The organism is Flavonifractor sp. HCP28S3_F3 (assembly GCF_052065355.1).
Classification (GTDB): Bacteria; Bacillota; Clostridia; order Oscillospirales; family Oscillospiraceae; genus Flavonifractor.
The window spans coordinates 25,512-44,424 of record NZ_JBQHUF010000014.1 but is presented as its reverse complement, the minus strand read 5'-3'; the positions used below and the strand labels follow the sequence as shown (position 1 = coordinate 44,424).

19 protein-coding genes are annotated in these 18,913 nt (G+C 62.1%); 10 read left to right on the top strand and 9 right to left on the bottom strand.

Translation table 11 applies throughout. From position 1 onward, the window contains the following. Positions 1–128 precede the first annotated feature (128 nt). The gene (locus tag ACTNB1_RS12205; protein WP_441169807.1) at positions 129–1,250 is read left to right on the top strand and encodes an ABC transporter ATP-binding protein; all 1,122 of its coding nucleotides are present in this window, start codon (positions 129–131) and stop codon (positions 1,248–1,250) included. 50 nt (positions 1,251–1,300) lie between these two features. Here the strand turns inward: ACTNB1_RS12205 and ACTNB1_RS12200 are convergent, their stop codons facing one another. The 9 genes from ACTNB1_RS12200 to pyrE are packed head-to-tail and all read right to left on the bottom strand — an operon-like array spanning position 1,301 to position 10,689. Then, on the bottom strand, positions 1,301–1,888 hold the full coding sequence (locus ACTNB1_RS12200) for an HdeD family acid-resistance protein (RefSeq protein WP_441169806.1): 588 nt from the start codon (positions 1,886–1,888) through the stop codon (positions 1,301–1,303). Positions 1,889–1,922: 34 nt separating this feature from the next. Beyond that, positions 1,923–2,396, bottom strand: coding sequence for a YbaK/EbsC family protein (locus ACTNB1_RS12195; RefSeq protein WP_441169805.1), 474 nt, complete (start codon positions 2,394–2,396; stop codon positions 1,923–1,925). Between the two features lie 3 nt (positions 2,397–2,399). Further along, positions 2,400–2,795: a thioesterase family protein gene (locus tag ACTNB1_RS12190; protein ID WP_441169804.1), complete on the bottom strand. Its 396-nt coding sequence runs from the start codon at positions 2,793–2,795 to the stop codon at positions 2,400–2,402. A gap of 6 nt (positions 2,796–2,801) precedes the next feature. After that, on the bottom strand, positions 2,802–5,639 hold the full coding sequence (uvrA, locus tag ACTNB1_RS12185; RefSeq protein ID WP_441169803.1) for an excinuclease ABC subunit UvrA: 2,838 nt from the start codon (positions 5,637–5,639) through the stop codon (positions 2,802–2,804). A 23-nt stretch (positions 5,640–5,662) separates the two neighbouring features. Further along, positions 5,663–6,673 (bottom strand): aldo/keto reductase, encoded by a 1,011-nt coding sequence (locus ACTNB1_RS12180; RefSeq protein ID WP_441169801.1) that lies wholly within the window; start codon positions 6,671–6,673, stop codon positions 5,663–5,665. A 24-nt stretch (positions 6,674–6,697) separates the two neighbouring features. Further along, positions 6,698–7,270 (bottom strand): hypothetical protein, encoded by a 573-nt coding sequence (locus ACTNB1_RS12175; protein WP_441169800.1) that lies wholly within the window; start codon positions 7,268–7,270, stop codon positions 6,698–6,700. Between the two features lie 31 nt (positions 7,271–7,301). Then, positions 7,302–9,260: an excinuclease ABC subunit UvrB gene (gene uvrB / locus ACTNB1_RS12170; protein WP_441169799.1), complete on the bottom strand. Its 1,959-nt coding sequence runs from the start codon at positions 9,258–9,260 to the stop codon at positions 7,302–7,304. A 57-nt stretch (positions 9,261–9,317) separates the two neighbouring features. Beyond that, positions 9,318–9,992 (bottom strand): JAB domain-containing protein, encoded by a 675-nt coding sequence (locus tag ACTNB1_RS12165; RefSeq protein ID WP_441169797.1) that lies wholly within the window; start codon positions 9,990–9,992, stop codon positions 9,318–9,320. A gap of 25 nt (positions 9,993–10,017) precedes the next feature. Further along, a complete protein-coding gene (pyrE, locus tag ACTNB1_RS12160; protein ID WP_441169796.1) occupies positions 10,018–10,689 on the bottom strand; it encodes an orotate phosphoribosyltransferase in 672 nt (223 codons plus the stop codon). Between the two features lie 169 nt (positions 10,690–10,858). On the opposite strand from pyrE, the gene ACTNB1_RS12155 reads away from it, so the two are divergent. The 9 genes from ACTNB1_RS12155 (at position 10,859) to ACTNB1_RS12115 (ending at position 18,901) form a co-directional block, all read left to right on the top strand. Next, positions 10,859–11,350 (top strand): COG2426 family protein, encoded by a 492-nt coding sequence (locus ACTNB1_RS12155; protein WP_441169795.1) that lies wholly within the window; start codon positions 10,859–10,861, stop codon positions 11,348–11,350. Between the two features lie 46 nt (positions 11,351–11,396). Beyond that, the gene (locus tag ACTNB1_RS12150; protein ID WP_441169794.1) at positions 11,397–11,738 is read left to right on the top strand and encodes a hypothetical protein; all 342 of its coding nucleotides are present in this window, start codon (positions 11,397–11,399) and stop codon (positions 11,736–11,738) included. 61 nt (positions 11,739–11,799) lie between these two features. Further along, positions 11,800–14,007, top strand: a complete 2,208-nt coding sequence (gene recD2 / locus ACTNB1_RS12145) for an SF1B family DNA helicase RecD2 (RefSeq protein WP_441169792.1) — start codon at positions 11,800–11,802, stop codon at positions 14,005–14,007. 94 nt (positions 14,008–14,101) lie between these two features. After that, positions 14,102–14,278: an Arc family DNA-binding protein gene (locus ACTNB1_RS12140; RefSeq protein WP_130871023.1), complete on the top strand. Its 177-nt coding sequence runs from the start codon at positions 14,102–14,104 to the stop codon at positions 14,276–14,278. Continuing rightward, on the top strand, positions 14,275–14,931 hold the full coding sequence (locus tag ACTNB1_RS12135) for a ComF family protein (protein ID WP_441169790.1): 657 nt from the start codon (positions 14,275–14,277) through the stop codon (positions 14,929–14,931). Before ACTNB1_RS12140 ends, ACTNB1_RS12135 begins: the two co-directional genes overlap by 4 nt. A gap of 128 nt (positions 14,932–15,059) precedes the next feature. Next, the gene (locus ACTNB1_RS12130; protein ID WP_007494905.1) at positions 15,060–16,082 is read left to right on the top strand and encodes a rod shape-determining protein; all 1,023 of its coding nucleotides are present in this window, start codon (positions 15,060–15,062) and stop codon (positions 16,080–16,082) included. A gap of 132 nt (positions 16,083–16,214) precedes the next feature. Next, complete coding sequence (locus ACTNB1_RS12125; protein ID WP_441169789.1) at positions 16,215–17,126, top strand: transketolase; 912 nt, start codon at positions 16,215–16,217, stop codon at positions 17,124–17,126. A 3-nt stretch (positions 17,127–17,129) separates the two neighbouring features. Beyond that, positions 17,130–18,077, top strand: a complete 948-nt coding sequence (locus ACTNB1_RS12120) for a transketolase family protein (protein ID WP_441169787.1) — start codon at positions 17,130–17,132, stop codon at positions 18,075–18,077. Continuing rightward, positions 18,074–18,901, top strand: coding sequence for an HAD family hydrolase (locus tag ACTNB1_RS12115; protein WP_441169785.1), 828 nt, complete (start codon positions 18,074–18,076; stop codon positions 18,899–18,901). Before ACTNB1_RS12120 ends, ACTNB1_RS12115 begins: the two co-directional genes overlap by 4 nt. The last annotated feature ends 12 nt before the right edge of the window (positions 18,902–18,913 follow it).

The window sequence follows — 18,913 nt, the reverse complement described above, 5'->3', positions numbered from 1 at the left end:
CAAAAAGGAGGAAAAACCGCCGGCCGGCGGTGCGGCAGTGTGGAGACCTGCCGTAAAGTCCCCGGGGTAACCACTCCCCGGCGGGCGAGAGGGTATTTGCGGAGGCATTGCCCTTACGGCCAAGGAATATGGCAACGGTATCTCTGAAGGGTATCAAGAAGATCTATGACAACAAGGTGACCGCCGTCCACGACTTCAACCTGGAGATCGCGGACAAGGAATTCATCGTGCTGGTAGGCCCCTCCGGCTGCGGCAAGTCCACCACCCTGCGGATGGTGGCCGGCCTGGAGGACATCTCCGAGGGCGACCTGATCATCGGCGGCAAGCGGATGAACGACGTGGAGCCCAAGGACCGGGACATCGCCATGGTGTTCCAGAGCTACGCCCTGTATCCCCACATGACCGTGTATGAGAACATGGCCTTTGCTCTGAAGCTGCGGAAGGTGCCCAAGGACGAGATCGACAAGAAGGTGCGGGAGGCCGCCGCCATCCTGGACATCACCCAGTACCTGGACCGCAAGCCCAAGGCTCTGTCCGGCGGCCAGCGGCAGCGTGTGGCCATCGGCCGCGCCATCGTCCGTGATCCCCAGGTGTTCCTGATGGACGAACCTCTGTCCAACCTGGACGCCAAGCTGCGTAACCAGATGCGTGCCGAGATCATCAAGCTGCGCCAGCGCATCAACACCACCTTCATCTACGTGACCCACGACCAGACCGAGGCCATGACCCTGGGTGACCGCATCGTCATCATGAAGGACGGCTTCATCCAGCAGATCGGCACCCCCCAGGAGGTGTTCGACCGTCCTGCCAACCTGTTTGTGGCTGGCTTCATCGGCTCTCCCCAGATGAACTTCTTTGACGGCACCCTGTCCAAGCAGGGCGGCAAGTACCAGATCACCGTGGGCGAGGCCACCATGGAGCTGTCCGACAAGGCTCAGGCCATCCTCACCGAGAAGGAAGTGGGCGACATGGCTGTGACCGTGGGCGTCCGTCCCGAGCACATCTCCTTCGCTCCCAGCGCCGGTTCCCACACCATCTCCAGCAAGGTGGACGTGTCCGAGATGATGGGCAGCGAGGTCTACCTCCACGTCAGCGCCGTGGGCAGAGATGTGGTGCTGCGGGTGCCCACCGTGGACCTGCCCGAGGAGCATCGCGCCGGTATCCCCTACGGTACTGAGATCAACTTCACCTTCCGTCCGGAGCTGATCCATCTGTTCAACCCCGAGACCGAGCTCAATCTGCTCTACTAAGAGAATCAAAAAGCTCCGCGGACCAGTTCAGGTCCGCGGAGCTTTTTTAATTATTCCGGATCCACCGGGTCCACCTCGACAGGGTGTATCTTGCGGTACTCCTTGGTCCAGCGGGAGAGCTGGAACAGGGTCCACAGGTCGGCGGCGCCGGAGTAGAGCAGAGAGATGCCGATGAGCCGCACCAGCGTGGTGCCCGCCAGCATGGGACGGAATACCACCACCAGGCCCAGGACCACGGTGATAAGGGAGAGGATCAGGTAGAGCGTCCAGCCCATGTGCTCCATCCGCCGCAGCTCCAGAGCCCGCATCAGGTTGAGCAGTCCGTCGATCAGGATATAGATGCCCAGAATGACGGTGAGGATGCTCTGAAACAGGGAGGGCTGGAACAACAGCACCGCGCCCACGGCGGCGGCCACGATGCCTAGCAGCAGGGTGAGAAAGCTGCCCGCCGTCCGCGTCTCCTCCCGGCAGAAGCCGACGATGGAGATCACACCGTAGAACAGCAGAATACCGCCGGTGAGGTAGCACAGTACATCCATGACGGTGGTGGGCCACACCAGCAGGATCACGCCCAGAAGTACATAGAGAACGGAGAGCAGTACAAAGCTGACGCTGAGATTTTTCAGTCGGTCTCGCATGGAACAGACCTTCCTTTCTTGTGGGCCGGAGGTTTTACTGCCAGTCCTTGCATACATCGATCCAGCCGGCGCTATTGGCCAGCTGGGCCAGCTCGTCGCAGTTGAGCTTCACCGCGGAGGCTGCGTTGCCGGCGGCGGGATAGATGGTATCGAACCGCTGGAGGGATACGTCCAGATAGGCGGTAACGTTGGGATGGGTAATGGCGAAGGGGCACACACCGCCGATGGTGTGGCCGGTGAACTCCACCACCTGGTCGGGGGTGAGCATGGTGGCCTTGTGGTGGAACTGGGCCTTGAACTTGGAGTTGTCGATCTTGGCGTCTCCGGCGCAGACGATCAGGATAGCCCCGTCCTCGTGGACGAAGGAGAGGGTCTTGGCGATGTGGGCGGGCTCACAGCCCACCGCCTGGGCGGCCAGCTCTACCGTGGCGCTGGACACGTCGAACTCCCGGATGCGGTCCTCGTAGCCCCGCTCCCGCAGGTAGGCCCGGCAGGCTTCAATAGACATGGCTCACTTGCCTCCCTTTTTGGCTTCTGCCTTGGCCAGGAAGCGATCTACGGTGATGATAAACCGCTCGTGGGTGCCGCCGCCGATGGCGCCGGCCTCGTCAAAGGCCTTGACGGAGAAGGTGAGCTTCTTGCCCTCTACAGCGGTGAGCTCAGCCTCCGCCCACACCTTCATGCCCACAGGGGTGGCGGCGTCGTGAGTGACGTCCAGCTTGGTGCCCACGGTGCCCTGACCCTCCTCCAGATGGGCCTGCACGGCGTTGACGGCGGCGTTTTCCATCAGGGCGATCATGTACGGGGTGGCGAACACAGGCACCAGGCCGCTGCCCACGGCAGCGGCGGTGTTCTGCTCGGTGACCACAGTCTCCGCCTTACCCTTGCATCCAACAGTGAGAGACATATGCGTTCAAACTCCTTTCGATTCCAGCATCCGTTTCAGATATTGCCCGGTATAGCTCTCCGGACAGGCAGCCACTTCCTCGGGAGTGCCCGTGGCCACGATAGTACCGCCGCCGGAGCCGCCCTCGGGGCCCAGGTCAATGATGTGGTCGGCGGTTTTGATGACATCCAGGTTGTGCTCGATGACCACCACCGTGTTGCCCACATCCACCAGCTTCTGGAGCACTTCAATGAGCTTGTGGACGTCGGCGGTGTGCAGGCCGGTGGTAGGCTCGTCCAGAATATAGATAGTCTTGCCAGTGGAGCGCTTGGCCAGCTCGGTGGCCAGCTTCACACGCTGGGCCTCGCCGCCGGACAGCTCCGTGGAAGGCTGGCCCAGCTTCACATAGCTCAGGCCCACCTCATAGAGGGTGTGGAGCCTGTTGTACAGCTTGGGCAGGTGCTCGAAGAAGGGGAGGGCCTCCTCCACCGTCATGTCCAGCACCTCGTAGATGTTCTTGCCCTTGTACCGCACCTCCAGAGTCTCCCGGTTGTACCGCTTGCCCTTGCATACCTCGCAGGGCACGTAGATATCGGGCAGGAAGTGCATCTCGATCTTGATCAGACCGTCGCCCTGGCAGGCCTCACACCGGCCGCCCCGGACGTTGAAGGAGAACCGGCCGGGGCCGTAGCCTCTGGCCTTGGCGTCGGGGGTGGAGGCAAACAGGTCCCTGATATCGTTGAACAGCCCCGTATAGGTGGCCGGGTTGGAACGGGGGGTGCGGCCGATGGGGGACTGGTCGATGTCGATGACCTTGTCCAGATACTCCTCGCCCTCGATGGCGGCGTGCTTGCCCGCCCGTGTCTTGGCCCGGTTCAGGTCGGCGGCCAGCCGCTTATAGAGGATCTCGTTGACCAGGGAGGATTTGCCGCTGCCGGACACGCCGGTGACGCAGGTGAAGGTGCCCAGAGGGATGGATACGTCCACGTTCCGCAGGTTGTTTTCCGCCGCTCCCTTGACGGTGAGGAAGTGGCCGTTGCCCTTCCGCCGCTCTGTGGGGATGGGGATCTGCTTCCGGCCGGACAGGTAGTCGCCGGTGATGGAGCCGGGGGTGTTCATCACCTCTTCGGCGGTGCCGCAGGCCACCACCTGACCGCCGTGGACGCCGGCGCCCGGTCCGATATCCACGATATAGTCGGCCTGACGCATGGTATCCTCGTCGTGTTCCACCACCAGCAGGGTGTTGCCCAGGTCCCGCAGGTGCTTCAGAGTGTCCAGCAGCTTGTCGTTGTCCCGCTGGTGCAGGCCGATGGAGGGCTCGTCCAGGATATAGAGCACCCCCATCAGGGAGGAGCCGATCTGGGTAGCCAGCCGGATGCGCTGGCTCTCGCCGCCCGACAGGGTGGCGGCCGCTCGGCTCAGGGTCAGGTATTGCAGACCCACGCTCTGGAGGAAACCCAGACGGTTCTTGATCTCCTTCAGGATGCGGTCGGCAATGAGCATCTTCTGCTCCGACAGCTCCAGATGGTCGATGAAGTCCAGGGCGTCGGTCACCGACTTGCGGCAGAACTCGTCGATGTTGAGGCCTCCCACGGTGACCGCCAGAGCCTCCTTCCGCAGCCGCTTGCCGCCGCAGTCGGGGCAGGGCCGCTCACTCATGCAGTCCTCCAGGTCCCGGCGCATGGCGTCGGACTGGGTCTCCTTGTAGCGGCGCTCCAGGTTGTTGATGATGCCCTCAAAGGGCTGCATCAGGGTGCCGTGGCCGTTGGCGCGGTCGTAGGTCAGCTTCAGCTTTTCTCCCTTGGTGCCGTAGAGGATAATGTCCATGATCTCCTCCGGCAGGTCCTTCACCGGGGTGGTGAGCTTGAAGCCGTATTTTTTGGACAGGGCCTCAAAATACATCCGGGAGATGGAGTCCCCCTTGATGTTGTTCCAGCCGGAGGCGGTGATGGCGCCATCCAGAATGGACAGCTCCTTGTTGGGGATGATGAGGTCGGGGTCCACCTTCAGTTGGGCGCCCAGGCCGGTACAGGTGGGGCAGGCGCCGAAGGGGTTGTTGAAGGAAAACATCCGGGGAGAGAGCTCCTCAATGGAGATGCCGCAGTCCTCGCAGGCGTAGTTCTGGGAGAACAAAATGTCCCGGTCCTCGCCCACGATGTTGATGACCACCAGGCCGCCCGCCAGGTTGGAGGCCACCTCCACGCTGTCGGTGAGGCGGCGGGCGATATCCTCCTTGATGACCAGACGGTCCACCACGATCTCGATGTTGTGCTTCTTGTTCTTGTCCAGCTCAATGGCCTCGGTGAGGTCGTACAGGGACCCGTCCGCCCGAACCCGGACATAGCCGGACTTCCGGGCGTCCTCGAAGATCTTCTGATGGGTGCCCTTCTTACCCCGCACCACCGGCGCCATCACCTGGATGCGGGTGGCCTCCGGAAGGGCCAGCACCTGGTCGATGATCTGGTCGATGGTCTGCTGCTTGATCTCCTTGCCGCACTTGGGGCAGTGAGGTGTGCCTACGCGAGCCCACAGCAGACGGAGGTAGTCGTAGATCTCAGTGACGGTGCCTACGGTGGACCGGGGGTTTTTGGAGGTGGTCTTCTGGTCGATGGAGATGGCGGGGGACAGACCGTCGATATAGTCCACGTCGGGCTTCTCCATCTGCCCCAAAAACATCCGGGCGTAGGAGGACAGGGACTCCACATACCGGCGCTGTCCTTCGGCATAGATGGTGTCAAAGGCCAAGGAGGACTTGCCGCTGCCGGACAGGCCGGTGAGCACCACCAGCTTGTCCCGGGGAATGTCCACGTCGATATTCTTTAAGTTGTTGGCCCGTGCGCCTTTGACGGAAATATGGTCCAGCATAAATGAGGAACTCCTTTAAACGATCAATAACCGAACAGCTTGGCCACGTCGGCCAGCATATCGCGAATGGGCAGATTATAGGGGCAGCGCTTCTCGCAGGCGCCACACTGGACGCAGGAGCCGGCGTGATACTGCAGCGCCTTGTACCGGGCCACGGCCCAGTCGGCCAGCCCGTACTTGCGTGCGTAGTTGGCCATCAGGAAATTCTGAGGGATGTCGATGCCGGTGGAGCAGGGGGCGCAGTAGCCGCACCGGCGGCAGAACTGGGTGCCCAGCTCTCTGCGGACGGCGGCGCACTGCTCCATCTCCTCCTGGGACAGAGGAGTGGTCAGGTCCACCGCGGCGTTGCGGTCCACCTCTTCGGGGGAACCCATGCCGGGAATGGAGATATCGATGACGCCGGAGGCGGCGATGTACCGCAGGGCCAGCTTCCAGTCGTCCAGATTGCCGCCGGCCATGGGCTTCATGGCGATGGTGGCAATGCCCTTCTCCCGGGCCAGAGCCAGGGTGTCCCGGCCCTGATCCTCCACGATGTTAAAGGGGAACATGACGGTCTCGATCTTGTCGGCGTACTGCTCCACCAGGATCTTCATGGCGTCGGCGCTGTGGCAGGTGACGCCGATGTGGCCGATCTTCCCAGCGGCCTTGGCCTCCTCCAGAGCGGCGTAGGCACCGTCGGGACCGAAGGCCTTTTCAAAGTCCTTTTGCTGGAGATTGTGGAGCTGATAAATGTCGATATAGTCGGTGCGCAGGTTCTTCAGGCTGGTCTCTACGTCTTTGGCCATGCCCTCCTTGTCCCGGACCATGCTCTTGGTGGCCAGAATGAACTTGTCCCGGCGGCCTTCCAGAGCGGTGCCCAGATACTCCTCGGACACGGTGTAGCCCCGGGCGGTGTCAATATAGTTGATGCCACACTCCTCCAGCTTGTCCACCACTGCCACCGTGTTGGCGGCGTCGGCACGCTGGATGGGAATGCCGCCGAAGGAAATGACGGCGGCCTTGAGACCAGTTTTACCTAAGGTGACGTAATTCATGTGGAAAACCTCGCTTGTTAGAATCTATATGGGCCAAACGCGCAGGCCCAAAATATAAAAAGGAATAGACATCACAAAAAATGTGAAGGTGACCATGGCCTGTGATATCAGTGCCTGCGGGGTGGGCTCCACGGCCTCCGGGTCCTCCACCCAGAAGGACATCCGGCACAGGAGGAAGGGGTGGAAAAACCAGATGCCCAGGCCGGCGATGGCGGCAAAAAGGGTGCCGATGGCCCAGAGCCAGGGTTCGCCCCGGTGATGGTCCGGCTCCGGTGCGGCGGAAAAGCGGCGGATATCCCCGGCGGTTGGGGCGTGAGGGTCCTGACTTTCGGGTGGTTCCTCGCCCGGGGCATAGGGACCATAGACGGTATCTCCCCAGCGGTAGATGACGGTGCCGTCGGATTCCACCGTCAGAACGGCGGCCGCTCCGTCCACCTTTGCGATGTAGACGGTGTTTTCCCCATCTGTGGAGCGGGAAAACATGGTGTCCTGATATTCCAGATAGTAAAAACGCCCCAGGATCAGATAGAGGATGGAGAACAGCAGAACCATCCCCGCCAGCAGGATCATCAGGACTTTTCGCACCTTCTGAAACATACTGCACTCCTCCTCAACGCTTCCGTCGGCTTTACTGTCCCCGCAGCTCGATAATGCGGTCCCGGAGTACGGCAGCGTACTCGAATTCCAGCCGCTTGCTGGCCTCCCGCATTTCTTTTTCCAGCTTGGCGATGGCGGCCTCCTTCTCCTTCTTGGACAGGGCTTTCTTGGAGTGAGGCAGTTCCTCCTTGTCCTCCGACAGGTCGATGACGTCCCGGACAGACTTGATGACCGTCTTGGGTACGATGCCGTGCTCCTTGTTGAAGGCGTCCTGTTTGGCGCGGCGGCGCTCAGTTTCGTCGATGGCCCGGCGCATGGAGGGGGTGATGGAGTCAGCGTACATGACCACCAGACCCTGGGCGTTTCGGGCTGCCCGGCCGATGGTCTGGATCAAAGAGGTTTCAGAGCGGAGGAAGCCCTCCTTGTCGGCGTCCAGAATAGCCACCAGGGACACCTCCGGCAGATCCAGACCCTCACGCAGCAGATTGATACCCACCAGCACGTCGAAAGTGCCCAGCCGCAGGTCCCGGATGATCTCCATCCGCTCGATGGTGTCGATATCGTGGTGCATGTAGCGAACCTTGATGCCGGCGTTGGTGAGGTAGGCGGTGAGGTCCTCCGCCATCTTTTTGGTGAGGGTGGTGACCAGCACCCGCTCTTTCCGGGCGGTGCGCTCGTTGATCTCCCCGATCAGGTCGTCGATCTGACCCTCCACCGGCCGCACCTCGATCTTGGGGTCCAGAAGGCCGGTGGGGCGGATGACCTGCTCCACGATCTGACCGGAGCGCTCCCGCTCGTACTCGCCGGGGGTGGCGGACACGTACACCACCTGGTTGAGCCGCTTCTGGAACTCCTCAAATTTCAGGGGCCGGTTGTCGAAGGCGCAGGGGAGGCGGAAGCCGTAATCCACCAGACTGGTCTTCCGGGCACGGTCGCCGTTGTACATGGCCCGCACCTGGGGTAGGGTCACGTGGCTCTCGTCGATGAACAGGACAAAATCCTTGGGGAAATAGTCCAGCAGGGTGTGAGGGGGCGACCCGGCGGGCCGGCCCTCGATCACCCGGGAGTAGTTCTCAATGCCGGTGCAGTAGCCCAGCTCCTGCATCATCTCCACGTCGTACATGGTGCGCTGCTTGATACGCTGGGCCTCAATGAGTTTGTTTTCCTTCTCGAAGAAGGCCACCCGCTCCTCCAGCTCCTTGTAGATCTCCTGGACGGCGGCGTCCATCTTCTCCTTGGGGGTGACGTAATGGGTGGCGGGCCAGATGGGGATGGTGTTCAGCCGCCGGATGGGGGCGCCGGTGACCACGTTGATCTCGCTGATCCGGTCGATCTCGTCCCCGAAAAACTCCACCCGGATGGCGGAATCCTTCCAGTAGGCGGGGAAAATCTCCACTGTGTCTCCGCGGACCCGGAACATGTTGCGCTCGAAGGCGATGTCGTTGCGCTCGTAGCGGATGTCCACCAGCTTTTTCAGCAGTTCGTCCCGCTCCATGGTGGCTCCCACCCGCAGGGAGACCATCATCTTGGCAAAGTCCTCCGGCTCGCCCAGACCGTAGATGCAGGACACCGAGGACACCACGATCACGTCCCGCCGCTCCATCAGGGAGGCGGTGGCCGCCAGACGCAGCCGGTCGATCTCCTCATTCACCGCCGAATCCTTTTCAATAAAGGTGTCGGTGTGGGGGATATAGGCCTCGGGCTGGTAGTAGTCGTAATAGGACACGAAGTATTCCACCGCGTTGTTGGGGAAAAACTCCTTGAACTCGGCGCACAGCTGGGCGGCCAGGGTCTTGTTGTGGGCCAGCACCAGGGTGGGGCGCTGCACCGCCTCGATGACTTTGGCCATGGTGAAGGTCTTGCCCGAGCCGGTGACACCCAGCAGGGTCTGCTCGTCCAGACCGTTCTCGATACCCGCCGCCAGAGCGGCGATGGCCTCAGGCTGATCGCCTGCCGGCTGATATTCACTGACTACTTCAAATTTTGGCATACCATCACCTCGCGTTCCTATTCTACCAAAACAAATGTTCTATTTCAACCAATAATTTCAGGGCCGGTAAAAGCCGCTGTCCCGGAGGGACACCATGTCGTCGTCCACGAAAATCAGGTGGTCCACCAGCGCCACGCCCAGGGTGCTCAGGATGGGAGCCAGGCTGTTGGTGGTGGCCACATCGTCGTCAGAGGGGAAGGCGATGCCTGAGACATGGTTGTGGGCCAGCACCACCGCCGAGGCGTTGAGGGACAGGGCGGCCTCTGCGATGAGCCGGGTGGTGACGTTGACCGCGTTCACGTTGCCCTCTCCCAGCTTGCGGATGCCCAGCACCTTGTGCTTGCCGTCCAGGCAGAGCAGGCACAGCATCTCGTTCCGCGCCCCGAAGAAGTAGGGCCGCAGCAGGGTGTAATAGTCCCGGGAATTCCGGGCGGTGTCGTCCACCTGGGTGCGGACGGTGAGATAGCGGCCGGAAAACTCCTTTACCGCCTTGAACAGGACGGCGGCGTGCTCTCCCACACCCTTCACCTTCTGAAGCTCCTCCGGCGTGGCGTCCAGTATCCCGGCCAGGGAGCCAAAGTGGTCGATCAGCTCGTGGGCCAGGGGATTGGTGTCACTGCGGGGGTTGGCGTAGAAGAGCAGCAGCTCCAGCAGCTTGTGGTCGGGAAAAGAGTCCGGCCGGGCCAGAAATTCAGTTTTCAGCCGCTGACGGTGGCCGTCGTGGGTGCCCATGGCCGGACCTCCTTTCCACGCAACATTACCGGGCGCCGTACTCCTTCAGGTAGGCTTCCATTTTGCCCTTCATCTCGTCGTCGATATACACCTTGCCGTCGATCTCCTTGTTGTGGAGGAAGGCAATGATCTCCTTCACGGTGACGATGGGGTAGACGGCGATGCCGTAGTCCTCACGCAGCTCGTCCAGAGTGGAGCAGTCCTTGGTGCCCCGCTCCATCCGGTCCACGGACACGATGAGGGCCTTCATGTGGACGTCGGCCACGTGCTTGAACAGCTCGATGGTCTCCCGGACGGCGGTACCGGCGGTCACCACGTCCTCCACGATGACCACATCGTCCCCGTCCTGGGGCTTGTAGCCCACCATGGAGCCGCCCTCGCCGTGGTCCTTGGCCTCCTTGCGGTTGAAGCAGTAGGGCAGGTCACGGTCATAGTTGCGGTACAGGGAGGCGGCGGCGGTGACGGCCAGGGGAATGCCCTTGTAGGCGGGCCCGAACAGGCAGGTGACTCCGTCGGGCAGGTTCTCCTGGATGCAGGCGGCGTAGTAGTCGCCCAGCTTGGCAGCCTGAGCGCCGGTCTTGTAGTTGCCGGTGTTGATGAAGTAAGGGGTCTTGCGGCCGGACTTGGTGGTGAAGTCGCCGAAGGTGAGCACGCCGGAGCGCACCATGAAGGTAATAAATTCTTCCTTGTAGGTCATGTCAGTCAGCCTCTCTTTTTCAAAAAATTGTCGAACTATTATATCATTATTTCCATGCCGGTACAAGGTCGTACCGGGAGAGGAAAAATCCTTTTTTTATAAAAAATTAATGTAAAGTTTCCAGGGGATATGGTACAATACAAAAGATTTCAAGTGCGAGGTGTTCTGATTGGAGTTGTTGGACTGGCTTACCCATACCAATTTGGGTGAAATGCTGTTTACCATGCTGGTGTCCATGGTGCCCATCATCGAGCTGCGGGGCGGCGTGCCCTTCGGTACCGCCCTGGGTCTGCCTGCGGGCCAGGCGCTGGTGGCCGCCATCATCGGCAATATGATCCCCATCCCTTTTATTATTGTCTATATCCGGCGGATCTTTCTGTGGATGCGGCGGAAATCCAGAAAGCTCAACACTCTGGTGGATAAACTGGAGCGGAAGGCCCACCTGAAGGGCCAGAAGGTGAGCAAATATAAGTATATCGGCCTGTGGCTCTTTGTTGCCATCCCTCTGCCGGGCACCGGTGCCTGGACGGGGGCTCTGGCTGCGGCCTTTTTGGATATGCCCCTGCGGAAGGCACTGCCCTCCATTTTCCTGGGTGTGGTGACTGCCGGACTGATCATGACCTTTGCCACCGGTCTGGTGGTGGCCACCGTGGGAGGCTGAGACCCTTTCCGCCTTTGCCGCATAGGATGGGGCGGAGGTGAGCGGTGTGCATGAGATCTTACAGGTGCTGCTGGCACTGCTGACGGCGGCGGGCCTGCTGGCCCTGGGCTGGGTGCTTTTCGGCAGACTGGTGACCCCGGTAGGGGGGCGGGACGGCGGCCCGGTGTACGCCGTGGTGCCCGCCGATGGCGGCGGAGAGCACCTGGAACAGGATGTGAAGGGCCTTTTGTGGCTGCGGGGCGGGGAACTGGCCCGGTTCACCATCGTCATCGCGGACAACGGCCTGGATGAATCAGGCCGGGCGGTGGCGGCGGCCCTGCTGACCGATGCCACCGGAGTGGTGGTCTGCCCCGGCGACCGGCTGGGTGCGTACATTTTGGGGAAATAGGATTCGACAAATGAGCCGCTTGATGGTATCATAATCCCTGAGAGAAAGAGGAGGGGCAGCCATGCAGGAGGCGGAACAGACGTACATCGAGGGCACCGTGGAGGCCGTGGTCTACCAGAACCAGGAGAACGGCTACACGGTGCTTCGTCTCGACGTGGGAGACGGCGCTTCCATCACCGTGGTGGGCTGTATGCCCGGAGTGGCTCCCGGTGAGGGCATTTCCGTTCAGGGTGCCTGGATGCGCCACGCCTCCTACGGAGAGCAATTCAAGGCCGAGGCGGTGGAGCGGCGGCTCCCCGCCGGTACCAAGGCCATCTTTGACTACCTGTCCTCCGGGGCTGTGCGGGGCATCGGCGCCGCCACCGCCCGGCGTATGGTGGAGGAATTTGGGGAGGACGCCCTGCGGGTGCTGGAGGAGCACCCCGAGCGGCTGACCCAGATCAAGGGCATTACCCGCAAGCGGGCTCTGGCTATCGGGGAGAGCTTCCGGATGCAGATGGGGATGCGGCGGCTGCTGGACTTTCTGGGGGAACACCAGGTGCCCCTCCAGCTGGCTATGCCCCTCTACCGCAAGTTCGGGGACCGCGCTCTGGAGGTGATCCGGGGCAACCCCTATCTGCTGGTGGACGAGGAGCTGGGGGTGGAGTTTGCCGACGCCGACGAGCTGGCCCTGTCCATGGGCATGGACGGGGACGATCCCCAGCGGGTGGAGGCCGCCCTGCTGTTCGAGCTGACCCACAACCTGGACAACGGACACACCTTCCTGCCCCGGCGGAAGCTGGTGCCCGCCACCGCCCAGCTTATCGGGGTGGAGGAGGACCTGCTGGAGGACGCTTTGGAGACCCTGCTGGAGCGGGGGGAGGTCATCCAGGAGCAGGTGGCCGGGGAGGAGGCAGTGTACCTCCACGACCTGTGCGAGGCCGAGCAGTACGTGGCCTGGCGCGTCACCGAGATGGCCCGTGGTGAGCTGGTGGCTCCCCACGACCTGGACAGGCTCATTGACCGCATCCAGGCCGACCAGGGGATCACCTACGCGCCCCAGCAGCGCCAGGCGGTGCTGCTGGCCGCCCAGCGGCAGGTGATGCTCCTCACCGGCGGTCCCGGTACCGGTAAGACCACCTCTCTGCGTGGTGTGCTGGCCCTCTTTGAGGAGCTGGGCCTGGAGACCGCCCTGGCGGCTCCCACCGGCCGGGCGGCCAAACGGCTGGGTGAGCTGTGCGGGGCGGAGGGGTACACCATCCACCGCCTGCTGGAGACCCAGTACGATCCCCACTCCGGGCGGCTGGTGTTCGCCCATGATGAGAGCGACCCGCTGAAGGCGGACGCCGTCATCGTGGACGAGACCTCCATGGTGGATATCGTGCTCATGCGCGGCCTGCTGTCCGCTCTGCGGCCGGAGTGCCGCCTCATTCTGGTGGGAGACCCGGACCAGCTGCCCAGCGTGGGGCCGGGGAACCTGTTCTCCGACCTGATCCGCAGCGGGGTGGTGCCCATGGTGCGTCTGACGGAAATTTTCCGCCAGGCCGCCGAGAGCGCCATCGTCCGCAACGCCCACGGGGTCAACCGGGGAGAGCTGCCCGACCTGAAGGACAACAAGCACGACTTTTTCTTCCTGCGCCGCAAGGACCCGGCCCGGGCCGCCGAGACCATTGTGGAACTGATCCAGACCCGCCTGCCCAACAACATGGGCATTCCCGCCGACCAGATCCAGGTGCTTTCTCCCACCCGCAAGCGGGTGGCGGGCACCGCCAGCCTGAACCGGGCCATCCAGGAGGCGGTGAATCCTCCGGGAGAGGACAAGCCGGAGCGCCGCTTCGGGGAGTATGTCTTCCGCCAGGGAGACCGGGTCATGCAGGTGCGCAACAACTACGACGTGATGTGGAAAGACGGCCTCACCTCCGGCATGGGCATCTTTAATGGCGATATCGGTCAGATCATCCGTGTGGACAACCGGGAGGGCACCCTGACGGTGGACTTTGAAGGCCGTCAGGTGGAGTACACCGGGGACATGCTGGTGGAGCTGGAGCCGGCCTACGCCATTACTGTCCACAAGGCCCAGGGCAGCGAGTACCGGGCGGTGATTCTGGCGGTGAGCGACGGCGCCCCCATGCTGCTGACCCGCGGGGTGCTGTATACTGCAATTACCCGGGCCAGGGAGCTGCTGATCCTGGTGGGTGACGAGGAAGTGGTGGCCGCCATGACCGCCAACGACCGCCAGCAGCGGCGGTATTCTGGCCTGCGGTGGCGCTTGGTGCAGATGGCGGAGTAAGATAAATTTTATGCCGTAAAAATGCACTAAGAATAAACTTGATTTGCAGTACAGAGGATATGCTTTGTTTACCAAAGATCAGGAGGCAAAGCATATGGGCAAGACCAATCATCTCAGCATCCGCACGGACAAGGAACTCCACGATAAGCTGCAATATGTGGCGGCTTATGAGGGACGTTCCATGAGCGGGCAGATCCTGTATTTGATCCAGAGCTGCATCCGGAGCTTTGAACAGGAGAATGGCCCCATTCCAGTGGGGGACGAAAAATGAGCGGGGCGGCGGCGAAACTGCTGGATTTGCTGTTCCCGCCGAAATGTGTGTTTTGCGGGAAGATCCTGTCCACGGGGACCGAGCATCTGTGTCCCGCCTGCCAGAAGGACCTGCCCTGGCTGGAAGGCCCGGCGGCGGAGCAGAAGGGAGAATTTTTCTCCCTGTGCGCCTCGCCGCTGCGGTACCAGGACAAGGTGCGGGACTCCATCCGGCGGTACAAATTCCAGGGACGCAGAGGCTACCACAAGGCCTATGGCCTGCTGGTGGCCCAGTGTGTCCACGACCATTTGGCGGGAAAATATGACCTGATCACCTGGGTACCTCTTTCTGAAAAACGGAAGAAGGAGCGGGGCTACGATCAGGCCTTCCTGCTGGCCAGCGCTGCGGCGCTGGAGCTGGGCGACGTGGCGGTGGAGACCCTGCGGAAAGGCCGTGACAACGCGGCCCAGTCCGGCCTGGAGGGAGAAGCCGAGCGCCGGGCCAACGTGCTGGGTGTCTATCAGCCGGTGGACCCGGAGCTGGTGGAGGGCAAACGAGTACTTATGATCGACGATGTGGTGACCACCGGCTCCACCCTGTCGGAGTGCGCCCGGATGCTGCGCTCCATGGGGGCTGCGGACGTGGTTTGTGCCACCCTTGCCCGTGCCAGATAAAAAACTTCCCGAAAATTCGGGGAAAATGACGTTGAAAAGGAAACCGTACTTCTGTATAATATAGGAGATTATCTATGAAATTTTGGGATAAACTAAAAATAAAGTTATCAAGACTTAGAGGTGCTGGTATGTTCAGTAAAGATATCGGTATCGACCTGGGTACGGCTTCGATCCTGGTCTACGTAAAAGGCAAAGGCGTGGTGCTGCGGGAGCCCTCCGTGGTGGCCATTGACAAGAATACAGGCAAACTGCTCAAGGTGGGCACTGAGGCTCAGCAGATGCTGGGCCGTACCCCCGGCAACATTGTCGCCATCCGTCCCCTGCGGGAGGGCGTGATCTCCGACTACGACATGACCGAGCGGATGCTGAAGGAGTTCATCCGCAAGGTGACCTCCTTCCGGCTGTTCAAGCCCCGCATCGTCATCTGCGTCCCCTCCGGCATCACCGAGGTGGAGGAGCGCGCCGTTATCGACGCCGGTATCCAGGCCGGCGCCCGCCGGGTGTACCTCATTGAGGAGCCGGTGGCTGCCGCTATCGGCGCGGGCATCGACATCGCCAAGCCCGACGGCCACATGATCGTGGACATCGGCGGCGGCACCACCGATATCGCCGTTATCTCCCTGTCCGGTATCGTGGAGTCCACCTCCATCAAGATCGCCGGCGACCAGTTTGACGAGGCCATTGTGAAGTACATCCGCCGCAAGCACAACGTGCTCATCGGCGAGCGTACCGCTGAGGAGCTGAAGATGCAGATCGGCTGCGTGTTCCCCCGTCCCGAGGAGCAGACGGTGGAGATCAAGGGCCGCTGCCTGATGACCGGTCTGCCCCGTGTGTTCTCCGTATCCTCCAGCGAGATGATCGAGGCCTTTGAGGAGGTCTCCACCCGCATTCTGGAGGCCATTCACGGTGTGCTGGAGCGTACGCCCCCCGAACTGGTGGCCGACATCTCCACCAACGGTATCTGCATGACCGGCGGCGGCTCCCTGGTCTGGGGCTTTGACAAGCTGATCGAATCCCATACCGGCATCGAGACCCACGTGGCCGACGACGCCATCTCCTGTGTTGCCTACGGCACCGGCAAGAGCCTGGACGACGTGGACAGCATGCAGGACGGTACCATCAACCTGTCCCGGCGCAAGCAGATGAACTGAATCAACAAAAGTCCCCGGCGAAAGCCGGGGACTTTTTTCTTCCAAGACAGTTGAAACGGGGAGTTTGGTACGGTATACTGAAAGTGAGAAAGAAGGCCTTAGGGCCGATAAAGAAATGGAAAGGTGAATCGGATGGAACAGTCAAAGGTCCAGACCATGGCCGTCACGGCGGCCCGGGCACGGCTGCTGGCCATGGATATGGTGCATGCCGCAGCCTCCGGACACATCGGCGGCTCCCTGTCCTCCATGGACATTCTTACCACGCTGTACTTTCATGTAATGCGGGTGGACCCCGCCAATCCCAGGGACCCGGACCGGGACCGCTTTGTGCTCTCCAAGGGCCACTGCACCCCGGCCCTCTACCCCACGCTGGCCCTGAGAGGCTTTTTCCCCGTCACCGACCTGGCCATGTTCCGCCGCATCGACGGCACCATGTCCGGTCATGCTGAGATGCACGACGTGAAGGGTGTGGACATGTCCACCGGCTCCCTGGGTCAGGGCATCTCCGCCGCCGTGGGCATGGCCCTGGCGGGCAAGGCCGACAAGAAGGACTACCGGGTGTATGCCCTGCTGGGCGACGGTGAGATCGAGGAGGGCCAGGTGTGGGAGGCCGCCATGGCTGCCGCCAAGTACCACCTGGACAACCTGTGCGCCATCGTGGACGTGAACGGCCTGCAGATCGACGGCGCCACCGCCGACGTAATGCCCTCCGAGCCTCTGGACAAGAAGTTCGAGGCCTTCAACTGGAACGTGATCCATGTGGACGGCCACGACTTTGACGCCCTGGATAAGGCGTTCCAGGCTGCCGCCGCCTGCAAGGACAAGCCCACCGTGCTCCTGGCCAAGACCGTCAAGGGCAAGGGCGTGTCCTTCATGGAGAACAACTACGGCTGGCACGGCAAGGCCCCCAACGACGAGCAGTACGCCCAGGCCCACGGAGAGCTGCTCCAGGGTCTGATGGAGCGCATGGAGCAGGCCGGCCTGCAGGTGTCTGAGCAGATCGCCACCACCTACGGCGTGCTCAGCGAGAAGGAGGGAGTGTGAGCCATGAGTGAGAAGATCGCCACCCGCGTGGCTTACGGAAAAATGCTGGCTGAGCTGGGTGCTCAGTATCCCGACCTGGTGGTGCTGGACGCCGACCTGTCCGGCTCCACCCAGAGCGCCTTTTTTGCCAAGGCGTTCCCCGACCGCTTTTACAACATGGGTATCGCCGAGGCCAACATGACGGTTGTGGCCGCCGGTCTGGCCACCTGCGGCAAAATGCCCTTTACCAATACCTTTGCCATGTTTGCCACCGGCCGTGCCTATGAGCAGGTGCGCAACTCCATTGCCTATCCCCGCCTGAACGTGAAGGTGGTGGGTTCCCACGGCGGCCTGTCCGTGGGCGAGGACGGCGCCACCCATCAGTGTATCGAGGACTACGCCCTCATGCGGGCTATCCCCAACATGATGGTGGTCTCCCCCTGCGACGGTCCCGAGATGCGCCTGGCGGTAAAGGCTCTGCTGGACTACGACGGTCCTGCCTATATGCGTCTGGGCCGCCTGGCGGTGGACAGCATCACCGACGAGGTGCCCGGCTACACCTTCCAGCTGGGCAAGGGCTCCGTCCTGCGGGACGGCTCCGACGTGACGGTGATCGCCACCGGTATGATGGTGCAGATGGCCTATGAGGCCGCCAAGACCCTGGAGGGAGAGGGTATCTCTGTCCGGGTCATCGACATGCACACCATCAAGCCTCTGGACCACGAGCTGGTGCTCAAGGCTGCTCTGGAGACCCGCTGCATCGTCACCAGCGAGGAGCACACCGTCATCGGCGGCCTGGGCTCCGCTGTGGCGGAGTTCCTGTCTGAGCACTGCCCGGTGCCCGTGGTGCGCCACGGCGTTTACGACGAGTTCGGCCGCTCCGGCGAGGCCAAGGCGGTGCTCAAGGCCTACGGCCTCACCCCCGAGGGCATTGCCGACAAGGTGCGCCAGGCCCTGAAGCTGAAGAAATGAGCGATATCCGCCTGATTTGCCTGGACATGGACGGCACCCTGCTGGACGATGACCACGCCACTGTGCCCCAGCGCAATGTGGCCGCACTCCGAGCGGCGGACCAGCGGGGGGCAGCTACCGTTATTTCCAGCGGCCGGGCCTGGGATCTGCTGCGGGAAGTGGACGCTCAGCTGGGGATCACCAAATACGCCGTCCTTTCCAATGGTGCGGCGGTGCTGGACGTGGCCTCCGGAGAGTGGATCTACCGCAACTGCCTGTCCGACCAGGTGCGGGTCCCCCTGATCGAGCTGCTGCTGGACTGGGGCGTGCCCTTTGAGATCTATTGCCAGGGAAAAAACTATATTCAGGCAGACCGGAAGGAGCAGGTGCTCTCCTGTGCCTTTACCCCTCAGTTCCGGCGGATCCTGGCTGAATACTCCCAGTTCCCCCAGCATATGAATGAGGCCCTGCCGGCGGGAGCGGTGGAAAAGATCCACGTCTTTTACGTTCCGCCGGAGCGGCGGCAGGAGCTGGTGGAGCGGGCACTGGAATGGGGTCCCCTGTCTGTCACCACCTCGTTCCAGAACAACATGGAGTTTACCGCGCCCGGTGCGAACAAGGGCACCGCGGTGCAGGCCCTGTGTGCCCGGCTGGGCCTGGGGCCGGAGCAGGTGATGGCCTTCGGAGACGCAGGCAACGACCTGGAACTGCTCCGCTGGGCCGGCTGGTCCTTCGCTATGGCCAACGCCACCGAGGAGGCCAAGGCGGCCGCGCGCTATGTCACCGGTACGAACCATGAGGCCGGTGTGGGCATGGCGGTGGAACAATATCTTCTGAACGGCTGAAAAAGAAAGCGG

Excerpts from the sequence above, each read along its gene's own strand:
- ACTNB1_RS12175 (WP_441169800.1), bottom strand. The coding sequence starts at position 7,270 with ATGTTTCAGAAGGTGCGAAAAGTCCTGATGATCCTGCTGGCGGGGATG.
- pyrE (WP_441169796.1), bottom strand. The coding sequence starts at position 10,689 with ATGACCTACAAGGAAGAATTTATTACCTTCATGGTGCGCTCCGGCGTG.
- ACTNB1_RS12180 (WP_441169801.1), bottom strand. The coding sequence starts at position 6,673 with ATGAATTACGTCACCTTAGGTAAAACTGGTCTCAAGGCCGCCGTCATT.
- recD2 (WP_441169792.1), top strand. The coding sequence starts at position 11,800 with ATGCAGGAGGCGGAACAGACGTACATCGAGGGCACCGTGGAGGCCGTG.
- ACTNB1_RS12125 (WP_441169789.1), top strand. The coding sequence starts at position 16,215 with ATGGAACAGTCAAAGGTCCAGACCATGGCCGTCACGGCGGCCCGGGCA.
- uvrB (WP_441169799.1), bottom strand. The coding sequence starts at position 9,260 with ATGCCAAAATTTGAAGTAGTCAGTGAATATCAGCCGGCAGGCGATCAG.
- ACTNB1_RS12190 (WP_441169804.1), bottom strand. The coding sequence starts at position 2,795 with ATGTCTCTCACTGTTGGATGCAAGGGTAAGGCGGAGACTGTGGTCACC.
- ACTNB1_RS12115 (WP_441169785.1), top strand. The coding sequence starts at position 18,074 with ATGAGCGATATCCGCCTGATTTGCCTGGACATGGACGGCACCCTGCTG.
- ACTNB1_RS12140 (WP_130871023.1), top strand. The coding sequence starts at position 14,102 with ATGGGCAAGACCAATCATCTCAGCATCCGCACGGACAAGGAACTCCAC.
- ACTNB1_RS12200 (WP_441169806.1), bottom strand. The coding sequence starts at position 1,888 with ATGCGAGACCGACTGAAAAATCTCAGCGTCAGCTTTGTACTGCTCTCC.
- ACTNB1_RS12205 (WP_441169807.1), top strand. The coding sequence starts at position 129 with ATGGCAACGGTATCTCTGAAGGGTATCAAGAAGATCTATGACAACAAG.
- uvrA (WP_441169803.1), bottom strand. The coding sequence starts at position 5,639 with ATGCTGGACCATATTTCCGTCAAAGGCGCACGGGCCAACAACTTAAAG.
- ACTNB1_RS12130 (WP_007494905.1), top strand. The coding sequence starts at position 15,060 with ATGTTCAGTAAAGATATCGGTATCGACCTGGGTACGGCTTCGATCCTG.
- ACTNB1_RS12120 (WP_441169787.1), top strand. The coding sequence starts at position 17,130 with ATGAGTGAGAAGATCGCCACCCGCGTGGCTTACGGAAAAATGCTGGCT.
- ACTNB1_RS12135 (WP_441169790.1), top strand. The coding sequence starts at position 14,275 with ATGAGCGGGGCGGCGGCGAAACTGCTGGATTTGCTGTTCCCGCCGAAA.
- ACTNB1_RS12165 (WP_441169797.1), bottom strand. The coding sequence starts at position 9,992 with ATGGGCACCCACGACGGCCACCGTCAGCGGCTGAAAACTGAATTTCTG.
- ACTNB1_RS12195 (WP_441169805.1), bottom strand. The coding sequence starts at position 2,396 with ATGTCTATTGAAGCCTGCCGGGCCTACCTGCGGGAGCGGGGCTACGAG.